At 36.1% G+C, this 23,284-nt stretch carries 23 protein-coding genes and 2 riboswitches; of the genes, 6 read left to right on the top strand and 17 right to left on the bottom strand.

Annotated features, from left to right (window positions below; genetic code table 11):
- Positions 1-7: 7 nt before the first annotated feature.
- The 3 genes from ATHE_RS05695 to ATHE_RS05685 all read right to left on the bottom strand — a co-directional run bounded on the left by ATHE_RS05695 (position 8) and on the right by ATHE_RS05685 (position 2,157).
- Entirely contained in the window at positions 8-1,180 is a 1,173-nt protein-coding gene (locus tag ATHE_RS05695; protein WP_015907638.1) for a DNA double-strand break repair nuclease NurA, read from the bottom strand.
- Positions 1,181-1,245: 65 nt separating this feature from the next.
- Positions 1,246-1,719: a 2-C-methyl-D-erythritol 2,4-cyclodiphosphate synthase gene (gene ispF, locus ATHE_RS05690; RefSeq protein ID WP_015907637.1), complete on the bottom strand. Its 474-nt coding sequence runs from the start codon at positions 1,717-1,719 to the stop codon at positions 1,246-1,248.
- A 54-nt stretch (positions 1,720-1,773) separates the two neighbouring features.
- The gene (locus tag ATHE_RS05685) at positions 1,774-2,157 is read right to left on the bottom strand and encodes a nucleotidyltransferase substrate binding protein (RefSeq protein ID WP_015907636.1); all 384 of its coding nucleotides are present in this window, start codon (positions 2,155-2,157) and stop codon (positions 1,774-1,776) included.
- A gap of 160 nt (positions 2,158-2,317) precedes the next feature.
- Positions 2,318-2,501: riboswitch (Lysine riboswitch) on the top strand.
- Positions 2,502-2,640: 139 nt separating this feature from the next.
- On the opposite strand from ATHE_RS05685, the gene ATHE_RS05680 reads away from it, so the two are divergent.
- The 6 genes from ATHE_RS05680 to ATHE_RS05655 all read left to right on the top strand — a co-directional run bounded on the left by ATHE_RS05680 (position 2,641) and on the right by ATHE_RS05655 (position 11,136).
- Positions 2,641-3,624 (top strand): aspartate-semialdehyde dehydrogenase, encoded by a 984-nt coding sequence (locus tag ATHE_RS05680; RefSeq protein WP_041727369.1) that lies wholly within the window; start codon positions 2,641-2,643, stop codon positions 3,622-3,624.
- Between the two features lie 53 nt (positions 3,625-3,677).
- The gene (dapA, locus tag ATHE_RS05675; RefSeq protein WP_015907634.1) at positions 3,678-4,565 is read left to right on the top strand and encodes a 4-hydroxy-tetrahydrodipicolinate synthase; all 888 of its coding nucleotides are present in this window, start codon (positions 3,678-3,680) and stop codon (positions 4,563-4,565) included.
- 37 nt (positions 4,566-4,602) lie between these two features.
- Complete coding sequence (gene dapB / locus ATHE_RS05670; RefSeq protein ID WP_015907633.1) at positions 4,603-5,361, top strand: 4-hydroxy-tetrahydrodipicolinate reductase; 759 nt, start codon at positions 4,603-4,605, stop codon at positions 5,359-5,361.
- Between the two features lie 12 nt (positions 5,362-5,373).
- A complete protein-coding gene (locus ATHE_RS05665; RefSeq protein WP_013432426.1) occupies positions 5,374-5,841 on the top strand; it encodes an ACT domain-containing protein in 468 nt (155 codons plus the stop codon).
- Positions 5,842-5,978: 137 nt separating this feature from the next.
- Positions 5,979-9,347 (top strand): reverse gyrase, encoded by a 3,369-nt coding sequence (gene rgy / locus ATHE_RS05660; RefSeq protein ID WP_015907632.1) that lies wholly within the window; start codon positions 5,979-5,981, stop codon positions 9,345-9,347.
- A 73-nt stretch (positions 9,348-9,420) separates the two neighbouring features.
- On the top strand, positions 9,421-11,136 hold the full coding sequence (locus ATHE_RS05655; RefSeq protein WP_015907631.1) for a methyl-accepting chemotaxis protein: 1,716 nt from the start codon (positions 9,421-9,423) through the stop codon (positions 11,134-11,136).
- A 46-nt stretch (positions 11,137-11,182) separates the two neighbouring features.
- Here the strand turns inward: ATHE_RS05655 and purB are convergent, their stop codons facing one another.
- The 14 genes from purB to ruvB form a co-directional block, all read right to left on the bottom strand.
- On the bottom strand, positions 11,183-12,613 hold the full coding sequence (gene purB / locus ATHE_RS05650) for an adenylosuccinate lyase (protein WP_015907630.1): 1,431 nt from the start codon (positions 12,611-12,613) through the stop codon (positions 11,183-11,185).
- A gap of 60 nt (positions 12,614-12,673) precedes the next feature.
- A complete protein-coding gene (locus ATHE_RS05645; protein WP_015907629.1) occupies positions 12,674-13,867 on the bottom strand; it encodes a pyridoxal phosphate-dependent aminotransferase in 1,194 nt (397 codons plus the stop codon).
- A 128-nt stretch (positions 13,868-13,995) separates the two neighbouring features.
- Positions 13,996-14,889: a dipeptidase gene (locus ATHE_RS05640; RefSeq protein WP_015907628.1), complete on the bottom strand. Its 894-nt coding sequence runs from the start codon at positions 14,887-14,889 to the stop codon at positions 13,996-13,998.
- Positions 14,890-14,922: 33 nt separating this feature from the next.
- The gene (locus tag ATHE_RS05635) at positions 14,923-15,645 is read right to left on the bottom strand and encodes an MBL fold metallo-hydrolase (protein ID WP_015907627.1); all 723 of its coding nucleotides are present in this window, start codon (positions 15,643-15,645) and stop codon (positions 14,923-14,925) included.
- Complete coding sequence (gene metX, locus ATHE_RS05630; RefSeq protein ID WP_015907626.1) at positions 15,642-16,787, bottom strand: homoserine O-acetyltransferase MetX; 1,146 nt, start codon at positions 16,785-16,787, stop codon at positions 15,642-15,644. The genes ATHE_RS05635 and metX overlap by 4 nt, the downstream gene beginning before the upstream one ends.
- Before the next feature lie 123 nt (positions 16,788-16,910).
- Positions 16,911-18,188: an O-acetylhomoserine aminocarboxypropyltransferase/cysteine synthase family protein gene (locus tag ATHE_RS05625; RefSeq protein WP_015907625.1), complete on the bottom strand. Its 1,278-nt coding sequence runs from the start codon at positions 18,186-18,188 to the stop codon at positions 16,911-16,913.
- A gap of 113 nt (positions 18,189-18,301) precedes the next feature.
- Positions 18,302-18,425: riboswitch (SAM riboswitch) on the bottom strand.
- A 72-nt stretch (positions 18,426-18,497) separates the two neighbouring features.
- The gene (gene yhbY / locus ATHE_RS05620) at positions 18,498-18,785 is read right to left on the bottom strand and encodes a ribosome assembly RNA-binding protein YhbY (RefSeq protein WP_013403491.1); all 288 of its coding nucleotides are present in this window, start codon (positions 18,783-18,785) and stop codon (positions 18,498-18,500) included.
- Between the two features lie 115 nt (positions 18,786-18,900).
- On the bottom strand, positions 18,901-19,086 hold the full coding sequence (locus tag ATHE_RS05615; RefSeq protein ID WP_011917100.1) for a hypothetical protein: 186 nt from the start codon (positions 19,084-19,086) through the stop codon (positions 18,901-18,903).
- Between the two features lie 108 nt (positions 19,087-19,194).
- Positions 19,195-20,478, bottom strand: a complete 1,284-nt coding sequence (gene obgE / locus ATHE_RS05610) for a GTPase ObgE (protein ID WP_015907624.1) — start codon at positions 20,476-20,478, stop codon at positions 19,195-19,197.
- A 105-nt stretch (positions 20,479-20,583) separates the two neighbouring features.
- Entirely contained in the window at positions 20,584-20,883 is a 300-nt protein-coding gene (gene rpmA, locus ATHE_RS05605) for a 50S ribosomal protein L27 (RefSeq protein WP_013290701.1), read from the bottom strand.
- Positions 20,867-21,208, bottom strand: a complete 342-nt coding sequence (locus ATHE_RS05600; RefSeq protein WP_015907623.1) for a ribosomal-processing cysteine protease Prp — start codon at positions 21,206-21,208, stop codon at positions 20,867-20,869. Before ATHE_RS05600 ends, rpmA begins: the two co-directional genes overlap by 17 nt.
- 15 nt (positions 21,209-21,223) lie before the next feature.
- Positions 21,224-21,535, bottom strand: a complete 312-nt coding sequence (rplU, locus tag ATHE_RS05595; protein WP_011917095.1) for a 50S ribosomal protein L21 — start codon at positions 21,533-21,535, stop codon at positions 21,224-21,226.
- A 168-nt stretch (positions 21,536-21,703) separates the two neighbouring features.
- Positions 21,704-22,240: an epoxyqueuosine reductase QueH gene (locus ATHE_RS05590; protein ID WP_041727125.1), complete on the bottom strand. Its 537-nt coding sequence runs from the start codon at positions 22,238-22,240 to the stop codon at positions 21,704-21,706.
- Complete coding sequence (gene ruvB, locus ATHE_RS05585; protein WP_015907620.1) at positions 22,237-23,253, bottom strand: Holliday junction branch migration DNA helicase RuvB; 1,017 nt, start codon at positions 23,251-23,253, stop codon at positions 22,237-22,239. Before ruvB ends, ATHE_RS05590 begins: the two co-directional genes overlap by 4 nt.
- Positions 23,254-23,284: the final 31 nt, after the last annotated feature.

Here is a 23,284-nt window from a genome sequence, read left to right as displayed (position 1 = left end):
ACTCCTTTTATACTATTCTTTTTATTTTATTGTTCTTTTTAGCAGAATAGCGCATAAGACTGTCTTCAAACCTATATAGCATACTTTCTATTGCGTCCTTGTCGCCTTTAGAGATAACAGAAAATTCATGGGCATGGGTCAAAGATATGGGATAGCCAAACCCAAGTTGACACTGATGGTAAATAGCACCCAAGCAACTCTCAAACCAGTTTTTATCGTTTGCTATATACAACGGAAACTCAACTCGTGCTATCTCGTAACCTGTGTTCAAATAAACAAAGCCTATATCGGTCTTCTCAAACTCATCAAAAGCTCTACCTAATGTGTAAAAGATGTTTGAATACTCTCCTTCCCTAAGGCCGGAAAATAAAATGACATCCTTTATTCTGCCTATCTTTTCACACTCTCTTTTTTGCTCCTTTGGACACTCTCTACAGTTTATCCTTGGTTTTTCACACATATATATTCTATAAATATTAGAAATAATTGAATTTTTAGGAACAGAAATAAAACCGCACACGGCTATTTTCTTTTGCTCTGCTAGCAGGAATATCCTTTCAAGAATAGCATTTGCTTTTCTGCCAAAACGCATACCTTGCCTGTCCTGCGACCAGTCAACAAGATTGCCGTCGTAAAGTACTATTTTGAGTTGATCTGTTTCGCTGCTCTCTTCTATATACTCTAAAATTGCCACAAATTCTTTTTCCTGTCTTTCTTGTGAAATCTCAGAAGAATTCTTAAAAGTAATATCATCTTTGTCAGAATAAAGTTCTTGGTCAAGATAAATGTAGGGAAAAGTTTTGTACCAAAATCTACTTTCTTTTTCTCCATAGGCAATAGAGACACAGGCAATGTTCAACACATAATAAGGTGTTAGAATATGCCTATCTATTTCTGTATTACTGCCATCTACTGCAAAAACCTCATAGTCAGTATTCAAAGGGCATTTGTGAGATTTCAAAAATTCATTGTAATTGCTATAGTATGGAAGGCAGAATAAAATCTCATTTTTCTCGTCCTTGCTAGGAATTTTTGAGAGAACATTTTGAATTTTCTTTCTATCTACTGAATTTAAAAACGCAAACACATCTTCAACATTTGATTTTAACTCTTCCTCATGCTTTGCTAAAATCTCTTTCTTTTCATTTATTTGTACAGACAATCTGTAAAGGTCTAACATCTTATCACATCCAAAAGTTATTCTTATACTTAATTATATCTCTTGTATGTCATTTTATCAAACATTTATTCGCAAATCAAAACAACTGCATATGCTGAGATTCCTTCTTCTCTTCCTTCAAATCCCAATCCTTCAGTTGTTTTTCCTTTTATATTTACCTGCGTACTTTCAATCTTGAGGCAATCTGCAATTTTATTTTTCATCTCATTAGTATAAGGAGAAATCTTGGGCCTTTGGCTAACTACTGTTGAATCGATGTTCACTATTTTCATATTCTTTTCTTCCAAAAGCTTTGCCACTTCTTTTAAAAGAACCAAGCTTGAAATGTCTTTATAATTAGGGCTACTGTCTGGAAAAAGCCTTCCAATATCATTTTCCCCCATAGCACCCAGAATGGCATCAATTATGGCATGAACCAAAACATCCGCATCTGAATGGCCCAGAAGTCCCTTTTCAAACGGTATTTCAACCCCGCCCAATATAAGTTTTCTTCCCTCGACAAATCTGTGAACATCATATCCAATCCCTACTTTAAACATTTGACTTAAACTCTCCTTTCAAATATTACATCTTCAATCCCAAATCTCATTTAATCAGCCCTTCAACTTTTCCTCAAGCTCTATCAATAATGGCAAGTAATCACTTTTTATTCTATCAAATATTATTTTAGCAATACACTCATCATAGGTGCTGACCACCAAATTCCTATCTTCGATCATCCTTAGCCATTTTTCTTGATTTTCAATCAAGCCCACTGAAAATGCTTCTTTGAAAACTGCTCTTGGTGAAGAAATATTTACTATGCCTTGATATTCCAAATACGCCTTCAATAATTTCCAGGCAAGCTCATAGGTAAATTCAAATCTTTGAATAGCACCGTCATACAAAAGAGGATTATCGCTTCTTTCCGACACTGCTTCTTTCAATCTCAAAAATGCTTTCTGAAAGTTAGTAAATCTTTCTCTAATTTTTTCCAAACCATTCATCCTCCATTTTCTTTTTGTCCATTTTAATATCTCAATATTTAAATTATATCACACATAAAAAAGAGCTCTTAGTCTTTCAAAAAAATTTGACATGTAAAGAATCTTAATGGTATTATTAAATAAACACCACAAGTGAATAGCTCATAATATATTAATAGATAGAGGCGCGTCTTTTAAGAGTAGGCAGGTGGATGTGAAAGAAGGCACAGATGAAACCTGCTGAAAGGAAAAGACGCCGAAGGGAGTTTCTTTCTTCTTGGAAACTTCCCTGGGTGCATGGAGAATATCCATGCAACTGTCACCAATTGAAAAATTGGTGGAGCGCTATCTGTTAATATATTGTATGCTTGATGTACAATATATTAACAGAAGCTGGCTCAAAAACCAGCTTTTTTTAGTTTTGCACAAACACATTGAAACATAACTTTAATTTTTGAAGAGGAGGTTTACAGTAAAGTGGCAAAGAAAATCAGAATGGCAATAGTTGGCGCAACTGGTATGGTTGGAAGAACATTTTTAAAGGTTTTGGAAGAGAGAAATCTGCCTGTTGAAGAATATTTCCTCTTTGCATCAAGCAGGTCAGCAGGGACAAAAGTTGAGTTTATGGGAAAAGAATACACAGTTGAAGAGTTAAAAGAAGACTCATTTGACAGGGGCATTGACATTGCTTTGTTCTCTGCTGGTGCTTCAACATCTCTTCATTTTGCTCCAATTGCAGCATCAAAAGGCTGTATTGTAATTGACAACTCAAGTGCATGGCGTATGGAAAAGGATGTTCCTCTTGTTGTACCGGAGGTTAACCCTGAAGATATTAAATGGCACAAGGGAATTATTGCAAACCCTAACTGTTCAACCATCCAGGCAGTTGTTGTTTTAAAACCTTTGCATGACAGGTACAAAATAAAAAGGATTGTGTACTCAACATACCAGGCAGTTTCAGGTGCAGGGTATCAAGGATATTTGGATTTAGAAGAAGGATTAAAAGGTGCTCCTCCAAAGAAGTTTCCATATCCAATTGCAGGAAATGTTATTCCCCATATTGACGTATTTTTAGAAAATGGATATACAAAAGAAGAGATGAAGATGATAAATGAGACAAGAAAGATTTTACATGATGACTCAATAAAGATTACTGCAACAACTGTTAGAGTGCCTGTTTTCAACGGTCACAGCGAATCAATAAATGTGGAGTTCGAAAAGCAGTTTGATTTAGAAGAGTTAAAAGAAATTCTCAAGAATGCTAAAGGTGTAGTTGTTCAGGACGACCCTGCAAATCTTTTATATCCAATGCCAATTTATGTTTCTGGAAAAGATGAGGTTTACGTTGGAAGAATTAGAAGAGATGAGTCTGTTGAAAGTGGGGTCAATCTATGGGTTGTTGCAGACAATATAAGAAAAGGAGCAGCAACAAACGCTGTCCAGATTGCTGAAAAGGTAATAGAATATTTCTTTAGCTAATTGAAAAGTGGATAAACTTTAAAGTTTGAATAAATTGGGAGGGTTTATTTGCTATGTCTCTTTTTAAAGGTTCAGGTGTTGCCTTAATAACACCATTTAAAGATGAGGAAAGTGTAGACTTTGAAACTCTTGGAAGGCTTGTTGACTTTCACTTAGAGCACAAGACAGATGCAATCATTGTATGTGGTACAACTGGGGAGCCTTCAACAATGCCAGATGATGAGCATTTAGAAGTAATCAGATTTGTAATTGACAGAGTAGCCGGTAGAAAACCTGTTATTGCTGGTGTTGGTAGCAATCACACAAAACATGCCGTTTATCTTTCCAAAAAAGCACAGGAGCTTGGTGCAGATGGTCTTTTGCATGTAACACCATACTACAACAAAACAACTCAAAAAGGATTGATTGAGCACTTTAAAGAAATAAACGATGCTGTATCAATTCCTATTATTGTCTACAATGTACCATCAAGAACAGGATTAAATGTCCTGCCTGAAACCATGAAAGAGCTTGCAAAACTGCCAAATGTAAAGGCAATAAAAGAAGCAAGTGGCAACATCACACAAGTTGCTGAAATTGCTATGCTCTGTCCTGAAATTGATATCTATTCTGGAAATGATGACCAGATAGTACCCATTCTCTCTGTTGGTGGAATTGGCGTTATTTCAGTGCTGGCAAATATTCTGCCTGATGAAACACATGACATTGTTGAATATTTCTTAAACGGTGAAATTGAAAAAGCAAGAGAGCTTCAGCTAAAGCTTCTTCCTATAATCAAAGCACTCTTTATTGAAGTAAACCCAATTCCTGTAAAAGAAGCTATGAACATGATGGGATTTAATGTTGGAAAGCCAAGATTGCCACTTACTACTATGACAGAAAAGAATAGAGAAATACTCAAAAAAGCACTTGTTGACTATGGCATTTCGGTAAAAGAATGAGAATAAAATAATAACAAGGATTGGATGTGAGACACAAATGATTAGCATCTTACTTAATGGCTGCAATGGCAAAATGGGTCAGGTTGTGAGCAGAGTTGCTAAGAACTATGACAATATCAAGATTGTTGCAGGAATTGATTTAAATACAACTAAAAACTTTGACTATCCTGTTTACAAAAGTCCTGAGGAAGTTACTGAAAACTTTGATGTCATAATTGACTTTTCTCTTCCTGAAGCAACAATGAAAATACTTGAGTTTGCAAAGCAGAAACAAAAGCCAGTTGTAATAGCAACAACAGGCTTTACATCTGAACAGAAAGCTAAAATTTTAGAATATTCAAAGCAAGTTCCTATTTTCTGGTCTGCCAATATGTCTGTGGGAGTAAATCTTGTTGCAGAGCTTATTCAAAAGGCTTATAAGGCTCTTGGTCCGTCATTTGATATTGAAATCATTGAAAAGCACCACAACCAGAAAATAGATTCACCTTCTGGCACAGCCCTGATGCTTGCTGATGCAATAAACGAGGTTGCAAGTAATTCTTATGAGTATATCTATGACAGGCATACAAGGAGAAAGAAAAGACAGCAAAACGAGATAGGAATATCATCTGTGCGCGGTGGAACAATTGTGGGTGAGCACAGTGTCATTTTTGCTGGCCCTGATGAGATTATTGAGATAAAGCACACAGCACTTTCAAAAGAAATCTTTGCAAACGGAGCAATCAAAGCTGCAATGTTTATGATAGGCAAAGGGGCGGGTATATATAATATGAAAGATTTGATTAATTCAATGTGAGGTGTTTTAAATTTGAAGCCTGTGACAAATTTAAATGTCACCCAGAACGTTGCCATGATAACCCTTGACAATGTCCCTAATAAAATTGACCTAATAGCCTCCATTTTTAATGAAGTGGCAAACCATGGAATAAATATTGATATGATAAGCCAAACAGCACCCTATAAAGGAAACATAAATTTATCATTTAGTCTTGACGAAGAAAATGTACCAAAGGCAATATCTGCACTAAGCAAGTTCAAAAAAGAGATTCCTCACCTGAGAATTGATATCGTGTCTGGCTTAAGCAAGCTTTCTATTTTTGGTGAAGCAATGAAAGACATTCCCGGCGTTGCAGCATCACTTTTCACCACTTTAGCTGAAGCAGGTGTTGAGCTTAAGATGGTAACAACAAGTGAAGTTGACATATCATATTTGATTGACCAGAAAGACGAGGAAAAAGCTGTTCAGATTATAAAAGAAAGATTTGATTTAAAGTAGGTTGTGTGCATGCTGCCCAAAACAGCCTTTTAAGCTGGGGCAGCTTATTTTTTGCAGTATTGAATTTTACTATTTTACTTAGTATATTGAAAAATAGAAGAGCTAATTAAAATCTTAAAAAACAGGAGGAGTGTTTGTTGGCAACAGGTGCGAAATACTACCATTCATGCATAAACTGCAGTGGAATAAATACAGATACAAGAAATGAAAAAGGGCTTCCATGTGAGAAGTGTCTTAAAGATGACCATCTTACCGAAAATGTATTTGAACTCTTAAAAGGTCGCGGGTTATTGAAAGATTATCAAATATACTGGAACTTTCACCAAAACTATAAAATGTTTGAAAAGTTTTTTGAGCATATTTTTCAAAAACCATTGACAGGATACCAAAGAACATGGGCACGACGTTTTTTGCTCTCAAAAAGCTTCACGCTTGTTGCCCCAACAGGAGTTGGTAAAACCACTTTTGGACTTGTAGCAAGCCTTTTTTTGGCGCTAAATGGCAAAAAGTCAGCTCTTGTATTCCCCACAGTCTCGCTTGCACAGCAGTCTTTTGAAAGACTTGAAGAGTTTAAAACAAAACTAGAAAATGCAAACGCTGTGAAAATCTTATTATTTAACTCTTCGATGACAAAAAGTAGAAAAGAAGAATTTGAAAAAAGGTTTATATCTTGCGACTTTGATATACTTATAATAACCACTCAGTTTGTTTCAAAAAGAAAAGATGTTCTATCTAAAATGTTTTTTGACCTTGTATTTGTAGATGATGTAGATGCTGTTTTGAAATCTTCAAAGAACATCGATACATTACTCCAGATGATAGGCTTTTCAGAAGATGAGATTGAAAAAGCAACCGAAAGATTGAGAAGCAAAAATAGAGAAAATGGGCAAGATACAGTTTCAAATGGTTCTAAAAATAAGGGAATGCTCATAGTATCCTCAGCAACAGCAAAGCCGCAGGGATTAAAACCTCTTCTTTTCAGAGAACTTTTGGGTTTTGAAATTGGCAGATTTACCTTCAATATACGAAATATCACTAATATAAGAATCAAAAAGAAGTCAAAAGAAAAATTGCTTGAAATAATCAACATCTTAAAAGATGGTATACTTCTGTTTGTCAACACCGAGGAAGAAGGAAAAGAAATTGTTAAATTTCTTTTAGATAATAGTATCAAAATTGGAGCTACATGGAATGATTTTGAGAAGGAATTTGAGCTTTTCAAAGAAGGAAAGTTGAATGTCATCTGTGGCGTCTCTTCTTACTATGGAAAACTAATAAGAGGAATTGATTTACCTTCACGCATAAAATACTGTATTTTTTGGGAAACACCTTGTTTTAGATTTTCGATTGACATGGATAAAGCTCCTCGATTCGTACTTGAAAGGGTCTTTGTTGAATACCTTGATAATCATCCTAAGCTCAAGGAGTATTTTAAAAATGTTGAAATTCTGCAAACAGAAAAGCTCAGACAGCTTGTCTCAAAATATATATCTAAGGAGGACTACAGTAAAATTGTAAATAAAATATTCTCACACCTGAAATTAACCGACGATGGCAAACTGGTTATCCCTGACGTTCCAACATACATCCAAGGTTCTGGCAGAACCTCGAGAATGTTTGGAATGCGCCTGACAAAAGGGGTTTCAATCCTCTTTGAAGAAGATGATACTATTTTTGAGAGCTTAAAGTCACGACTCATGTTTTTGCTGGATGAGGAATGGATGGAGGAAAATGAAGTAGATTTTGAAAGTCTTATGGAAGAGGTAAAAGTGAGCAGAAAAATCCAAAATGATGATTTTTATCAAAATGACACAAAGTCAAGACTTATGATAGTTGAATCTCCAACAAAAGCTGATACCATTTCGAAGTTTTTGGAAAAAGCCTCAACAAGAAGATATGGTAAACTCTCTGTATATGAGTCGATAACACCGGAAGGAATTCTACTTATCACTGCATCAAAAGGGCATGTGTACGACCTTGAAACAAAAAAGGGTCTACACGGTGTTGAGTACCATGATGGAAAATTTATTCCTTATTACAACTCTATTAAACGCTGCATGAAATGCAATACACAATTTACAGATGAGCTTGATAGCTGTCCCAAATGTGCATCTAATACAATTGATGATAAAAAAGAAATCTTAAAAACATTGCGTGAGCTTGCACTTGAGGTTGACGAAGTTTTGATTGCAACAGACCCTGATGTTGAAGGTGAAAAGATATCATGGGACATTTCACAGTATATAAAACCTGCAAATAGTAACATTAAAAGAATTGAAATGCATGAAATTACACGCTATGGTCTTGACAGTGCCTTGAGAAATCCACGACAGTTCAATACAAACCTTGTAAAATCTCAAATTGTGCGAAGAATAGAAGATAGATGGGTAGGATTTGAGCTTTCTTCAAAGCTTCAAGAAAATTTTAAAAGTTACAATCTTTCTGCGGGAAGGGTCCAGTCAACCATTCTTGGCTGGATTGTTGAAAGAGAAAAGGAATATGCAAAAAGTGAGAAAACATTTACTCTGCTAAAACTTGAAAACGGATATAATCTTGAAATTGAAGGTGAAATTGAATGCGAAAGAGTAAAAGCGCAGATTGTTGAACAAAAAATAGAGGAAATATCTGCACCTGCTCCATTTTCAACCTCATCATTACTATCTTTGGCTTCACAAAAACTAAACCTGGATGTACCAAGAATAATGGAGATTTTGCAGTTTTTGTTTGAGCACGGCTTTATTACTTATCACAGAACAGACTCAACAAGAATTTCGGTAACAGGACAGAACATTGCAAGAATGTTTTTAGAAAAGGTTGGTAAAAAGGAACTCTTTTTACCAAGAAGTTTTGGAAATGAAGGCGCTCATGAAGCAATAAGACCTGTAAAACCAATATCACCTGAGGAGCTAAAAGAGCTTGCCTATGAAAAATATACACAGGGTATTTCACAAAATCACATAAAAGTTTATCAGCTTATTTTCAACAGGTTTATGAGCAGCCAAATGAAAAATCCGAAGGTTTTGGTTCAAAAAGTGCATTTTAAAATCAATGACATTGAAATTGTCAAGGACATCCCAGTGAAAGTGGAAGAAGAGGGCTGGCTTGAATTTCTTCCTATGCAGATTTACCCTTTGTTTGAAAATAAGGATTATAGCTTAACTGACAAGCGAAGTTATAAAAAACATACCATTCAGCTTTACACCCAGGCAAGTCTTATTGACGAAATGAAACAGAAAAACATAGGAAGGCCTTCAACATATGCGAAGATGGTAGAGACACTTTTCAAAAGAGGATATGTTTTTGAAGATAGCTTTAGAAGAATAAGGTCAACATCGCTTGGTAAGAAGGTATATTCTTATCTTTCACAAAAATATGGTGAATATGTGAATGAGCAAACTACACGCGAGCTTGAAAAACTCATGGATATAGTGGAAGAAGGAAAAAGAGATTATCAGGAGGTTTTACTAGAACTTTACAATGATATAAGTGTACTTTTAAACAATTAAAAAAGATTTGTTTTTGTTTTTTAATATTGGGTAAAAAATATTTAAAAATAATCTTGAGATTGGAGGTATAATTTTGTTTAAGAATGTTAAAATAAGAACCAAGCTTGTTTTTCTTTTTTCTTTTATCTTTTTAGCTTTTATCATCACTTTAGAAGCTTATATCATCCCCTCTGTTATGACAACCATTGAAAACCAGATAAAAAATAAACTAAAGAATATTGTTCAAGTAGCAGTTTCTATTTGTGAAAATGAGTACAAATTACAGCAAGCAGGTAAAATATCACAGCAACAAGCTCAAAATACTGCAAAAGAAATAATTAGAAACCTAAGGTACAACACTACAGACTATATATGGATAAATGACTTGCAACCAAAAATGGTTATGCATCCTTTCAAGAAAGAATTAGAAGGGCAGGATTTGAGTAATTACAAAGATCCAACAGGATTCAAACTTTTTGTTGCAATGGTTGATATTGTTAAGAAAAAAGGTGAAGGATTTGTAAAGTATCAGTGGGAAAAACCCAATACAAAAAAGCTCTATCCGAAGATGTCATATGTAACACTGTTCAAACCATGGGGCTGGATACTTGGTACAGGTATCTACATAGATGACTTAGTTGAATATCAAAATAAGATTAAAATAACTATTAGGTTAATTGCAGGTTTAATACTTTTAATAGCTATGCTTCTCATTTTCACAATAACATTGTCACTTGGTCGAAGGCTTTCACAGGTTGAAAAGATGGCAGATTTACTTTCGCATTTTGACTTGTCTAAGACAGATGAGATTAAAAATATTAGCTCAGACGAGATTGGAAAAGTAATGAGTGCTTTTATCATGATGAGTAAAAATATAAAGGAGATGATAAAACAAATAAAAGATGTTGCAGGTTCAGTTTTAGATGCTGCAAAGGAGCTTACATCTGCATCAAGTGAGATTGCAAATGTGTCAGAGCAAATAGCACTTGCAATTTCAGATGTTGCAAAGGGAAGCTCTGAACAGGCAAACTCGATTGAAAAGTCAAGCCAGAGACTTTCTGCTCTTTCAAATTCTGTACAGGACATTTATGAAAAAATGAAAGAGGCTTATTCTTCCGTTCAAGCTGTACATCAGATAATCAACAATGGGCAGGAACTAATCTTTTCACAAGAACAAAATATGAATAGCGTAAAAAACATATGGCAAGATGTGCAAAATATTATGACAAGATTCTCTGAGATGAGTAATGAAATTGTTAAAATAACATCTTTTATAACAAATCTTTCTAAAGAGATAAACCTTCTTGCTCTGAATGCATCAATTGAGGCATCAAGAGCTGGTGATGCTGGCAAAGGCTTTATGGTGGTTGCAAATGAGATAAGAAAGCTTTCTGACCAAACATCAACTTCTGCAAAACAAATAGGAACGCTCTTAAAGGATATTTATGAGAATATTCAAACAATTACCAATCAATCTGAAGTGTTTAACAAAACATTAGAAACCCAAGATAATATAACAAAGCAGACCAAAGAAGTTTACTTACAAATTTTGCAGTTCTCAAAAGACTTAATTGAAATGATAAATAACGTGACAAAAAGTGCAGAAATAGCAAGCAGTAGTATTTCTGCAATATCTCAAGAAATTGCCAACATTGCAAGTATTGCTCAAGAAACTGCCGCTGCAACCCAGCAAACTGCCGCTTCAACAGAAGAACAAACTGCAACAGCTCAAACAATTGCCTCTACAATGAAAAACTTAGAAAACCTTGCTCAGCAAATGGCCAAAAAAGTTGAAATATTTAAGATATAAAAATTTAAAAGAGGGGCTTTTACATTTAAATGTAAAAGCCCCTTTTTTATATATTAACCTGTGATTCAAAATTAAGATCATCTTTATACTTTTCAAGTATTGGCTTTACATACTCATTATAATACTCTTGCACCTGTGAAGGTGCCCTTCCCACAAATTTTTTGGGGTCCAAAATAGCCTGAATTTCCTCTTTTGAAAGTTTAAAACTTGGATCATTTGAAATAAGCTCTATAAGATTATTTTCTTTCCCAAACTCTTTGACATTTCTTCCAGCTTCCATAGAATACTTTCTTATTTTCTCATGCAAATCTTGTCTGTCACCGCCACGCTTTACAGCTTCCATCAATATATTCTCAGTTGCCATAAATGGAAGTTCTTGCTGTATATGCCTTTCTATCATTCTCTCATATACAACAAGCCCACTTGCAACGTTGTGATAAAGGTTCAAAATACTATCCGTTGCCAAAAACGCCTCTGGAATTGATATTCTTCTATTTGCCGAATCATCTAATGTTCTTTCAAGCCACTGAACCGATGCTGTAAACAGCGGATTTTGAATATTCACCATGACATATCTTGCTAAGGCACAGATTCTTTCACTTCTCATAGGATTTCGCTTGTATGCCATCGCAGATGAACCAACTTGAGTTTTCTCAAACGGTTCTTCAATTTCCTTTAAGTGTTGCAAAAGTCTTATATCATTTGCAAACTTGTAACTGCTTTGCGCAATTGAAGCTAAAACTGATAAGACCAGAAAATCATATTTTCGTGGATATGTTTGGGATGTCAGCGGAAAACTTTTTTCAAACCCCATCTTTTTGCATACAAGCTTGTCAAGCATTTTTACTTTCTCTTCATTGCCGTCAAAAAGTGCCATAAAACTTGCTTGAGTTCCTGTTGTCCCTTTGACTCCTCTCAGATAAGTATGCTCCATTACATACTCCAAAAACTCTAAATCCATAACCAAATCCTGAACCCAAAGCATGGCTCTTTTGCCCACAGTTGTCAGCTGTGCAGGCTGAAAATGCGTAAATCCGAGCGTGGGCATATCTTTATACTTTAGAGCAAAGTCGGACAAAACCTTTATGCAGTTTACAAGTTTTTTTCTGATAAGTTTTAACGCTTCATACATAATGATAATATCTGCGTTGTCTGTAACAAAACAGCTTGTTGCACCAAGATGAATTATTGGTCTTGCTTTTTTGGCCTGCTCGCCAAACGCATGGATATGCGCCATCACATCGTGCCTGAGCTCTTTTTCCTTTTGCCTTGCTACTTCATAATTTATATCCTCTGCATATCTTTTCATCTCTTCAATCTGCTCATCTGTAATATCAAGACCAAGTTCTTTTTGTGCCTCTGCCAGTGCAATCCAGAGCTTGCGCCAAAGCTTAAAACGTGTATCGTTTGAAAAAAGTCTCTTCATCTCATCGCTTGCATATCTTGAATTTAGTGGTGTCTCATAAATATCGTTCACCTTACTTCACATCCCCATTACTTATCAATTCTTTAGCATTTGATACCATATATTATACTACTAACTTAGTTTTTCAACAAACCTCTTGATTCTTTCAAGCCCTTCTCTTATATTCTTCTCAGATGTTGCATATGAAAGTCTTATATGATTTTCCATTCCAAATCCTTCACTTGGAACTACAGCTACCTTTTCTACTTCCAAAAGAATTTTTGCAAATGTATTTGCCGAGTCTATTAATTTGCCTTCAAAACTCTTTCCAACAGTAGCAGATATGTCAACCCAGATATAAAATGCACCTTCGGGCTTCAGTGCAGATAAAAACTTGGTATCATTTACAAGGCTATAAATTAAGTCTCTTCTCTTTTCAAATTCACATATCATCTTTTTTACGCTATCCTGCGGCCCTACCAGTGCTTCATACGCAGCGTACTGAGCAATTGAATTTGGGTTTGAGGTTGTGTGGCTTTGAAGGTTTGACATAATCTTTGCAAGTTCCTTGTTTGAAAGGGTATAACCAATTCTCCATCCTGTCATCGCATACGATTTTGAAACACCGTTTACAACAACTACAAAATCTTTTGCCTTTTCATTTATCGATGCCGCCGATATGTGTTTTTTGCCATCATAAATCAACTTGTCATATATTTCATCAGAGACAATAAATATTTCTCTTTCAGTACAAAACTCAACAATTTGTTTGAGCTCCTCATATGTATAGACCATACCGGTGGGATTTGAAGGTGAGTTCAGCACAATCGCTTTTGTTTTTGACGTCGCATACCTTTCAATGTCAGATACTGTTATTTTGTAGTTCTTTTCTTTTGTTGTTGGGACAACTACTACCTTCCCACCTGTAAGTTTTATAAGTTCTGGATATGTAACCCAATATGGAGATGGCAGAAGTACCTCGTCACCGTCGTTTAAAAGTGCAAAAAACACGTTCATAAGTGAATGCTTTGCACCATTTGAAACAACCACTTCATCCGGAGAATAATCTACTGCATAATTCTCCTTGTAATACTTTGCAACAGCTTCTTTTAAACAGCTAATCCCCGCAACCGGTGTGTATTTTGTATACCCTTTTACAATAGCTGAAATTGCAGCATACTTAATATTATCCGGAGTATCAAAATCAGGCTCACCTGCACCAAATCCGATTACGTTTTCACCAGCTTCTTTTAATTTTTTTGCAAGGCTATCGATGGCAAGTGTCGGTGATGCTGAAATGTTAAGTGCCTTTTGAGAATATTTCATTTTTTTTGCTTCTCTCCTTCAAATCATTTTTGCAATACTATATCATATTTATATGCATTTTTCAATAGTACTGATACAGAAAACTAAGAATTTTTCTATCAAAAACGCAAGATGCAGCTATAAAAATTTCATTTTAAAAATCTTTCAGTAAACCTTGTAAGATTAAAATAGCAAATGTCCATAATCTCTTTTTCAGAAAACCCATATTTTTCAAGCTTCTTTGCTATATTTGGCAAATCTTCAACTCCTCTCAAGCCTTCCGGGAAATCATCTGCTCCATCAAAATCAGACCCAAACGAAATGTACTGTACACCAATTAGCTCTGCAATATATGCTATGTGTCTTAGAACATCATTCAAATTAGCTTTACCTTCATCTTTTACAAATGGAGAATAAAAATTGATTCCTATTATGCCATTAAAATCTCTTACAATTTTTATCTGCTCATCTGTAAGGTTTCGTGGGTGCGGGCATAAGCTAAAACAATTAGAATGGCTAACTATAAAAGGTTTATTTAGATGTTTCACAACATCAAAAAAAGTCTTGCTTGATGCATGTGCAAGGTCTATGATAAAGTTTTCTTCAAGTAGCTTTTTTAAAACTTCTTGTCCGATACTTGTCAAACCTTTATCTGAATATACACCGCCGCAAAGTTTATTTTCGTGATTCCAGGAAAGTGTTGCACTTTTTACCCCTCTTTGTTTTAGAAGCTCTATCTCATATGTGTCATTTATAAAAGATATATCCTCGATTGAAAGTAAAACGTTTATCCTGCCATCTTCGATTTTTTGGCTTTTGGCTACGTTGTTTATTTCGTACTCATTTATTCTGTCCAAAAAATAAAAGGCATTTTTCAAAAAATCAATGCCTTCTTGACGTGTGTCTTGCCATATTGCCATGTATTGAAGTCTTAAATTAACCTTTTTTGCCCTCTCAAAGTCAAACTGGCAGGAATTTTTGTAAAGATTCTCACCTTTTGAAAAAGCGGTGGTTACCGTATCATTATGGGCATCGGCAAACATTTTACAAAGCTCGTTGGATTTTTGGCCTCTCATTTAAAATTCTATTGTGTCATTATCAGTTGCAAGAACAACATTTTCAAAAACCTCTTTTGCAGACAGAAGATGTTCTTTTTCGCTGCATTCAGGCTTTAGGTGAGTCAAAACAAGAAGCTTAGCATTTGCTCTTTTTGCAATTTCAGCTGCCTGCTTTGGACTCAAATGGAATCTCTTTTCAGGTTCAATTTTCTCCACTTCCTTGTCTGTGTATGCTGCGTTTAGCAAAAGTATATCTGCATCCTTGAAAAATTCTATAAGTTCTTCTTTAAATCCTGTATCACCTGAGAATCCAAAAACCTTGTCATCTACTTCAATTTTTACAGCAAAGCTTTTGTAAGGATGCTGACCTTCTAAAAACTTGATTGTAAGATTTCCTATTTTTGCTTCCATATTATTTTCAATTTCTTTAACCCTGTACACTCCTTTTCTTATCAGATCATACTCCTCTTTTGGCTCAGAAGGTATATAAAGGTCTATTTCTTTCCCTCTTGATGCAAGATAGTATCTCAAAACTCCCAAATCGCTTGTGTGATCAGCATGAAGGTGGCTGCAAATGATAAATGAAATCTCATCAAAAGAAATAAAGTTCAAAAGCCTTGTCAAAACTCCACTTCCACACTCAAGTAGAATATTTGCCTCTTTTGTCCTCAAAAGATACCCCGATGTAGGCTCACCTTTTGCCGGATAAGGTCCTCTTGCCCCTAAGATATTTAATATCATCTTATCATCTCCTTATTATAAAGTAATTCTAAAAATTCAGATATAATATTCCTGTATTTTTCCTCTTCAACCAAAAAAGAGTCGTGACCATAATCAGACTCAATTTCTTTGTAAACAAGGTCAACCCCAGCTTCTAAAAGCTTGTCTCTCATATATCTCATCTGAGATAGCGGAAAAAGTATATCCGATGTTATAGCAATGAGCAAAAATTTTGCCTTTATTCGTCTTAAAGCCTCCTCTTCACTGCCATATGTCCTTCCCAAATCATAAAGGTCCATGGCACGTGTAAGATAAAGATATGTGTTTGCATCAAACCTCTGAACAAGTTTCATACCCTGATAGTGCAAATAACTTTCGACTTCAAACTCGGTGTTAAACGACTCAAAAAAGCTCTCAACAGGGTCTTTCATTCGTCGATTAAACTTTTTATCCATAAGCTTGTCAGACTGGTATGTTATCATGCCAAGCATTCTGGCAATTGAAAGTCCCTGAGAAGGTCCTGTCTTGTCATAGTAGTCTCCACCGTGCCAGTTTGGGTCTGCCATGATAGCCCTTCTCATAACTTCATTGAAAGCAATGGACTGTGCGTTGAGTTTGAGCGGCGATGCAATGTTTATAACCCCGTCCATAAAATCCGGGTAGCTCACAGCCCACTCCAAAGCCTGCATTCCGCCCATGGAACCGCCAACAACACATAGTATATGGTCTATCTTTAGAGCTTCTAAAAGCTTTTTCTGAACATTCACCATGTCTTTTATGGTTATTATAGGAAACCTAGCACCATAAGGTTTTCCTGTCTCAGGGTCAATAGAAGAAGGACCTGTTGTCCCCTGACAGCCCCCAAACACATTTGAACATATTACAAAATATTTATTTGTGTCAATCATCTTGCCAGGGCCAACAAACTTGTCCCACCATCCTGGCTTAGGGTCATCTTCTGAATGCTTTGCAACGTGAGAATCACCTGTTAGAGCGTGGGTTATAAGGATGATATTATTTTTTTCTTTATTTATCTCTCCATAGACTTCATAAGCAACTGTTATTGGTCCAAATGTTTTTCCACTTTCTAACACAAAATCTTTGTTGTGAGCAAATCGTACAAATTTTTTGTAGCCCTCTTCCCAGAACTCAAATTTTTCCAACTTTCCTTTACCCCCACCAAAAAGATTAATTAAAATGAAAGATTGCCCCATTTTTTATTTAATAAATCTTGATTTTTGGAGCAATCTTTCATTGCTACTTGAAATATCAGCTTAAAAACTATTTTACACTTTATTTAGTGCACTCTCAATATCATATATTAAATCTTCAATATCTTCAATACCTACAGAGAGTCTAATCATTTCTGGCAAAACTCCAGCTGCTCTTTGCTCTTCTTCTGTTAGCTGTTGATGGGTTGTTGATGCAGGATGAATTATAAGCGACTTTGCATCGCCAACATTAGCAAGGTGTGAAAAGAGCTTTACATTGTTTATAATCTTCTTTGCAGCATCGTAGCCACCTTTTGGTCCAAATGTGAAGATTGCACCCGGTCCTTTTGGAAGATACTTCTTGTAAAGCTCATAATACTTGTTACCTTCTAAAGCTGGATAGTTCACCCACTCAACCTTTGGATGGTCATTTAGAAACTTGGCAAGTTTCATTGCATTGTCAACATGTTTTTGCATTCTCAAAGAGAGTGTCTCAACACCAAGAAGTATCAAGAACGAATTAAATGGGGAGAGGCATGCACCAATGTCGCGCAAGAGCGTAAGTCTTAGTTTTGCAATATATGCAGCATTTCCAAACTCTTTTGTGTAAATAAGTCCATGATAGCTTGGGTCTGGCTGAATCAAATCTGGGAATTTTTCGTTCCACTCAAACTTGCCAGAGTCAACAACAATCCCTGCAATTGATGTTCCATGCCCGCCCAAAAACTTTGTCATTGAATACACAACAATGTCTGCCCCATGTTCAATAGGACGAAATAGATACGGGGTTGCAAACGTGTTGTCAACAATAAATGGAATCCCATGCTTGTGGGCAATTTCAGCTATCGCTTCAAAATCAGGTATGTTTATATTGGGATTTCCAAGAGTTTCTACAAATATAGCCTTTGTCTTGTCTGTGATTGCCTTTTCGAACTCTTCTGGATAATCAGGATTTACAAATTTTACTGTGATGCCAAGCTTTCTTAATGTGTGAGCAAAAAGGGCGTATGTTCCGCCGTATAAAGTGGATGCTGCAACAACCTCATCACCGCTTCTTGCGATATTTAAAATGGCATAAGTGATAGCAGCCTGCCCTGAAGAGGTTGCAACAGCCCCAACCCCACCGTCCAGTGCTGCAATCCTTTTTTCTAAAACATCTGTTGTCGGATTTCCTATTCTTGTATAGATATTTCCCGCTTTTTTGAGTGCAAACAAATCTGCTGCCTCTTCAGGTGTTTCGAAAATGTAAGAGGTTGTCTGGTAAATTGGAACAGCTCTTGATTTTGTCTCTCTGTCAACAAACTGCCCTGCATGAAGTTGAAGAGTATCAAAACCGTATTTTCTTTCTTCCATCTTCTCTTTTCCCCTTTCGTTAATTTTATAATATCTTGGTTTTCAAAAAAGATAAAAAAATAGTCTTCCTGCAGATAAGCTACAAGAAGACTTTTTTTTCAAAATCTTCTTACTTCTTATCTGCCAGGTATTTTAAAAAAATACCTGCTGGAATTGGCACCAAGAAAAAGGGCACCCCTACCTTTTTCCGGTTGCCGGGCTTCATTGGGCCAGTCCCTCCGCCACTCTTGATAAGAAGTAATTTTCTGATATTCAATTTTGTTGTTTTGATTATACCATTAATAATTCTATTGGTCAATACCCTACTTTTTAAATCTGAATTCTTGGATTTTCTTCAGACATTCTGTAAATAACAATTTTTCTACCAATCACCTGTACAGGCTCTGCGTTTAGTTTTTCGCATATATAAGCTATTGCTTCTTTCGGCTCGATCTCGCAGTTCTTCTCAAGCGCAATTTTTATAAGCTCTCTTGCAGTGAGTGCTTCATCTATTTGTTTGAGCACCCCTTCTGTAATCCCTTCCTTTCCAATTCGAATAATTGCATCCATTGTATTTGCCATGCCCCTGAGTTTTGCTCTTTGTTTGGATGTTAACAAGATATTTTTCACCTCTTTTTGAATTTAATTTTTGATAAAATATTTCTTTTTCGCTATTTATAAACTAAAACGGCAGAAAGGAACTTGCCTTTCTGCCGGCGTTTTTTTATTGTCTTCAAACCTCTACTTCTTTTCGAGACCTGCGCCGCTGCTTCTCGTACTCTGGATCCCCCTTTTTCCAACCGCTTCTTACCTTCTCAACCACCTTTTGTTTTGATACATCCACAACAAACCCGTTTTCCTTAAAACAAAAGTATGTGGTATTACCTACCTTGCAGTTCCCACAATTGATGCACTCCATTTAGAAAAGATAACCTCCAAACCTTTTAAGAATTTCTTTTTGCTTGTCAATTATTTTAACCCATTTTTGCTGTTTTGTCTATATCCATTTTTATGATAAATCTAAAACTTATTCATAATATTCAAACTCAACATCAAGTATCCTCACAATGTCGCCATCCTGTATCCCCATCTCTCTTAACTTATCAAAGACACCAAGCTTGTTTAAGAAATTTTGAAAATACCTGAATGAGTCATGGTCATTTAAAACTATGTTTCTTGCAACCTTCTCTACAACTGTTCCTTCTACAACATATACACCATTTTCTTTTCTGATAGTCAGCGGCTTTACATCTTTTTTCTTATAGTACACAAACGTCCGTGGCTTTGCATCCTCTTCGACGTTTTCAGCTGCCTTTTGCTGCTTCAAAAGTTCATAAGCCCTTTTTAAAACCTCCCTTACACCCATGCCAGTTGCAGCAGAGACAGGATACACTTCATACCCCATCTTTTCAATCTCTTCTTTGAAAAGTTCAAAATACGCCTGGGCATCAGGAAGGTCCATCTTGTTTGCTGCAACAATTTGAGGCTTTTGTGCAAGCTCAGGGCTGTATTTTTTTAGCTCCTCATTGATTTTTATAAAATCCTCAACAGGTTCTCTTCCCTCACTTCCAGACACATCAACAATATGAATTAAAACCTTTGTTCTTTCAACATGTCGTAAAAACTGATGCCCAAGACCTGCTCCTTCGCTTGCTCCTTCAATAAGCCCCGGAATGTCGGCAAGAACAAAACTTTCACCCTCGCTAATATATACAATCCCAAGGTTTGGATACTTTGTTGTAAATGGATAGTTTGCTATCTCAGGTCTTGCGTTTGTTGCAACAGACAAGAAGGTTGACTTCCCAACATTGGGATAGCCGATGAGCCCAACATCTGCTAAAACTTTGAGCTCCAATATAACCCAAAGTTCATCACCTTTTTCCCCAACCTCAGCAAATCTTGGCACCTGACGGGTTGAGGTTGCAAAGTGACTATTTCCTCTTCCGCCCCTTCCACCGTGCGCAACAATTGCTCTGTCGCCTTCTCTCGACAGGTCAGCAATTATCTCACCAGTTTCAGCATCTTTTATCACAGTTCCAACAGGAACCTTTATTATCAAATCCTCACCGTCTTTGCCGTGCATATTGTTAGGTCCACCACGCTCGCCATTTTGTGCCTTGTAATGTCTTTTGTATTTAAAATCAAGCAGGGTGTTGAGTTCTCTGTCAGCAACAAAAATTACATCTCCGCCTTTTCCTCCATCTCCTCCTGCAGGACCTCCTGCTGGAACATACTTTTCGCGCCTGAATGCAACTATGCCATCTCCACCGTCTCCTGCTTTGACATAAATCTTTGCTATGTCCACAAACATGAAAATCTCACCTCTTTTTAAGAACAACTAAAAGATACAAAAAAAGAGACAAACCTCTTTTGTCAGTTTGCCTCTTTTTGAAAAGCGTTAGACCATAATAGATTTTTATTGAACAGCAACCATCTCTTCAGCTGGAATAACAGACACAACTTTTCTTCCTCTCTTGTTTTCAAACTTTACATATCCTGTTACTAAAGCAAAAAGTGTGTCATCTCCACCACGACCGACATTTTTGCCTGGGTGGAATTTAGTCCCTCTCTGTCTTACCAAGATGTTTCCTGCCAAAACAAACTGACCATCTGACCTTTTAACACCAAGTCTTTTTGATTCGCTATCTCTTCCGTTTCTTGTTGAACCACCAGCTTTCTTGTGAGCAAAAAGCTGAATGTCAAAAATTAACTTCATCTTCTTTCACCTCCACTTTAACATATTTTGGATATTGAGATTCTATCTCTTTTAAAGCTAAATATGCTGTTTGAAGAAGAAGCGAACAGCCTTTTGTTACTTCTTCACTGTTATTTAGCACTTCAAATTCCAAATATCCTTCTTTTTGTTCTAAAAAGTGCTCAGCTTTCAATATCTCAATGCAGCCATTTACATTTGCAAGTACTATTGAAGAGACTGCACTGCAAACTATGTCTTTACCTTTTGGGGCAAAATGGCTGTGCCCTTTGACAACTATTTTATAATACCCTTTCTTTCGTGATTTTAAAAAAGTAGCTTCAATCATCTTTGGCTGCTTAATTTACTTTGCTATTTTTGTTATCTGAATCTTTGTATACCACTGGCGATGTCCAAGCTTTCTGTGATAACCTGTTTTTGATTTGTAAGTAAATACTATGATTTTCTTATCTTTTGCATGTTCTAAAACCTTCGCTTCAACATATGCACCATCTACATATGGCTTTCCAACAACAAACCCATCGTCGGACGAAATTGCCAGCACCTTGTCAATCTTTACCACAGAGTCAACATCAGCTTTTAATTTTTCAACCTTTAAAACATCGCCTTCCTGCACCTTATATTGCTTTCCACCTGTTTCAATTATTGCATACATCTTCTTTTCCATACCTCCTGCTTTTAAGAAATTTTTCAAATTCTGCCTGCACGCCGCTACGGGAGCAATTTGCCCTTTGCGAGCGCTCATAAAACAACATTCAATATTATAGCATTGAATATTGCCCATTACAATAGCAAATTTTCCTCAAAAACCTTTGTGTCTTTATTATTTTGTTTCCTTGTAAAACCTCTCTTTTTCGCTGTAAATACAGCCGCAATACTTTTGCATATAAAGTCCCATCTCTCTTGCTTTTTGCCTTCCTTCTCTAAATCCTTCCCTGAAATCTCTATAATAAAATTCAATTTCGTACTTTTTTGAAATTGCTTCTCCAAGTTCTTTTATAAGTTCATGCTTTTGATAAGGACTTACCAAAAGAGAGGTTGTAAAGGCATCAAACCCACTTTTTTTCGCAACCAAGGCAGTTCTTTCTAATCTTACAGAATAACAATAAATACACCTTGCATTTTCTCTAAAAGCACAGTTTCGCAAAAACTCTTCCAAGGGATATTCATCTATCACAATAAGTGTTTTACCTTTCATTTCATAAAAAAGTTTTGCAGAATCCAATCTGTTTTTAAATTCTGTATAAGGATGAATGTTGGGATTGAAAAAAAGCCCAAAAACTTCATGCCCTTCTTCACTTAGCTTCTCCAAAGGATACACACTGCAAGGTCCACAGCATGTGTGCATAAGTAACCTCATCTGTTATCACCGCTCTCTTTAAGCTTAAACTTTATCTTTGCTATATGACTTATAGCTTTTTGAGTTGCAACTCTTCCTCGCGCAGTCTTTACCAAAAAACCTTCCTGAATCAAATAAGGTTCATAAATATCTTCGATTGTTCCTTCATCTTCGCTAATAGCAGCTGCAATTGTAGAAAGTCCAACAGGTCCTCCACCAAACTTGTAAACTATCGCTTCTAAAATGTTTCTGTCAACAAGGTCAAGTCCATATTCGTCCACCTCAAACATCTCAAGACCACTTTTTGCAACCTCATATGTTATACTTCCTGTGTGCTTTACCATAGCATAATCTCTAAGTCTTCTAAGTAGTCTGTTTGCAACCCTTGGAGTTCCTCTTGAGCGCTTTGCAATCTCTATGCATGCTTCTTTTTCTATATCGCACTTTAAAATGCTGGCAGATCTCATAACAATCTGGCTTAGCTCTTCAACTGTGTAATAGTCAAGCCTCTCTATTATTCCAAACCTGTCTCTCAGCGGTGATGATAAAAGACCTGCCCTTGTTGTTGCTCCAATGAGTGTAAAAGGTGGCAAAGTCAATCTTATAGTTTTTGCGGACGGACCTTTGCCAATCACAATGTCAACCTTTTTGTCTTCCATTGCAGGATATAAAACCTCTTCGATTGTTCTGTTTAGTCTATGAATTTCATCAATAAACAGAATATTATTTTCACCAATATTTGTAAGAATGGCAACAAGGTCGCCTGCTCTTTCTATTGCAGGACCAGATGTTATTTTTATATCAACTCCCATTTCATTAGCAATGATGTTAGCCAAGGTGGTTTTCCCAAGACCAGGCGGACCATATAAGAGTACATGGTCAAGAGGTTCTTTTCTTTTTTTGGCAGCTTCAATAAAGATTTTTATCTTTTCTTTCACCTTTTGCTGGCCTATATACTCTTCAAGTGTCTTTGGTCGCAGTGACTCCTCATGAACATCCTCAATAGAAAATTTATTATCCAACAGTCTTTCCATTTTATTTCATTCCTCTTTGGATTTATTTTTT

The sequence above is a fragment of the Caldicellulosiruptor bescii DSM 6725 genome, assembly GCF_000022325.1.
Taxonomy (GTDB): domain Bacteria; phylum Bacillota; class Thermoanaerobacteria; order Caldicellulosiruptorales; family Caldicellulosiruptoraceae; genus Caldicellulosiruptor; species Caldicellulosiruptor bescii.
The sequence above is the reverse complement of the archived record's forward strand: the minus strand, read 5'-3'. Positions and strand labels throughout refer to the sequence as shown.

Excerpts from the sequence above, each read along its gene's own strand:
- ATHE_RS05695 (WP_015907638.1), bottom strand. The coding sequence starts at position 1,180 with ATGTTAGACCTTTACAGATTGTCTGTACAAATAAATGAAAAGAAAGAG.
- ispF (WP_015907637.1), bottom strand. The coding sequence starts at position 1,719 with ATGTTTAAAGTAGGGATTGGATATGATGTTCACAGATTTGTCGAGGGA.
- ATHE_RS05680 (WP_041727369.1), top strand. The coding sequence starts at position 2,641 with ATGGCAATAGTTGGCGCAACTGGTATGGTTGGAAGAACATTTTTAAAG.
- dapA (WP_015907634.1), top strand. The coding sequence starts at position 3,678 with ATGTCTCTTTTTAAAGGTTCAGGTGTTGCCTTAATAACACCATTTAAA.
- dapB (WP_015907633.1), top strand. The coding sequence starts at position 4,603 with ATGATTAGCATCTTACTTAATGGCTGCAATGGCAAAATGGGTCAGGTT.
- ATHE_RS05645 (WP_015907629.1), bottom strand. The coding sequence starts at position 13,867 with ATGAAATATTCTCAAAAGGCACTTAACATTTCAGCATCACCGACACTT.
- ATHE_RS05640 (WP_015907628.1), bottom strand. The coding sequence starts at position 14,889 with ATGTTTGCCGATGCCCATAATGATACGGTAACCACCGCTTTTTCAAAA.
- ATHE_RS05635 (WP_015907627.1), bottom strand. The coding sequence starts at position 15,645 with ATGATATTAAATATCTTAGGGGCAAGAGGACCTTATCCGGCAAAAGGT.
- ATHE_RS05625 (WP_015907625.1), bottom strand. The coding sequence starts at position 18,188 with ATGGAAGAAAGAAAATACGGTTTTGATACTCTTCAACTTCATGCAGGG.
- ATHE_RS05615 (WP_011917100.1), bottom strand. The coding sequence starts at position 19,086 with ATGGAGTGCATCAATTGTGGGAACTGCAAGGTAGGTAATACCACATAC.
- obgE (WP_015907624.1), bottom strand. The coding sequence starts at position 20,478 with ATGTTTGTGGACATAGCAAAGATTTATGTCAAAGCAGGAGACGGTGGA.
- rpmA (WP_013290701.1), bottom strand. The coding sequence starts at position 20,883 with ATGAAGTTAATTTTTGACATTCAGCTTTTTGCTCACAAGAAAGCTGGT.
- ATHE_RS05600 (WP_015907623.1), bottom strand. The coding sequence starts at position 21,208 with ATGATTGAAGCTACTTTTTTAAAATCACGAAAGAAAGGGTATTATAAA.
- rplU (WP_011917095.1), bottom strand. The coding sequence starts at position 21,535 with ATGTATGCAATAATTGAAACAGGTGGAAAGCAATATAAGGTGCAGGAA.
- ATHE_RS05590 (WP_041727125.1), bottom strand. The coding sequence starts at position 22,240 with ATGAGGTTACTTATGCACACATGCTGTGGACCTTGCAGTGTGTATCCT.
- ruvB (WP_015907620.1), bottom strand. The coding sequence starts at position 23,253 with ATGGAAAGACTGTTGGATAATAAATTTTCTATTGAGGATGTTCATGAG.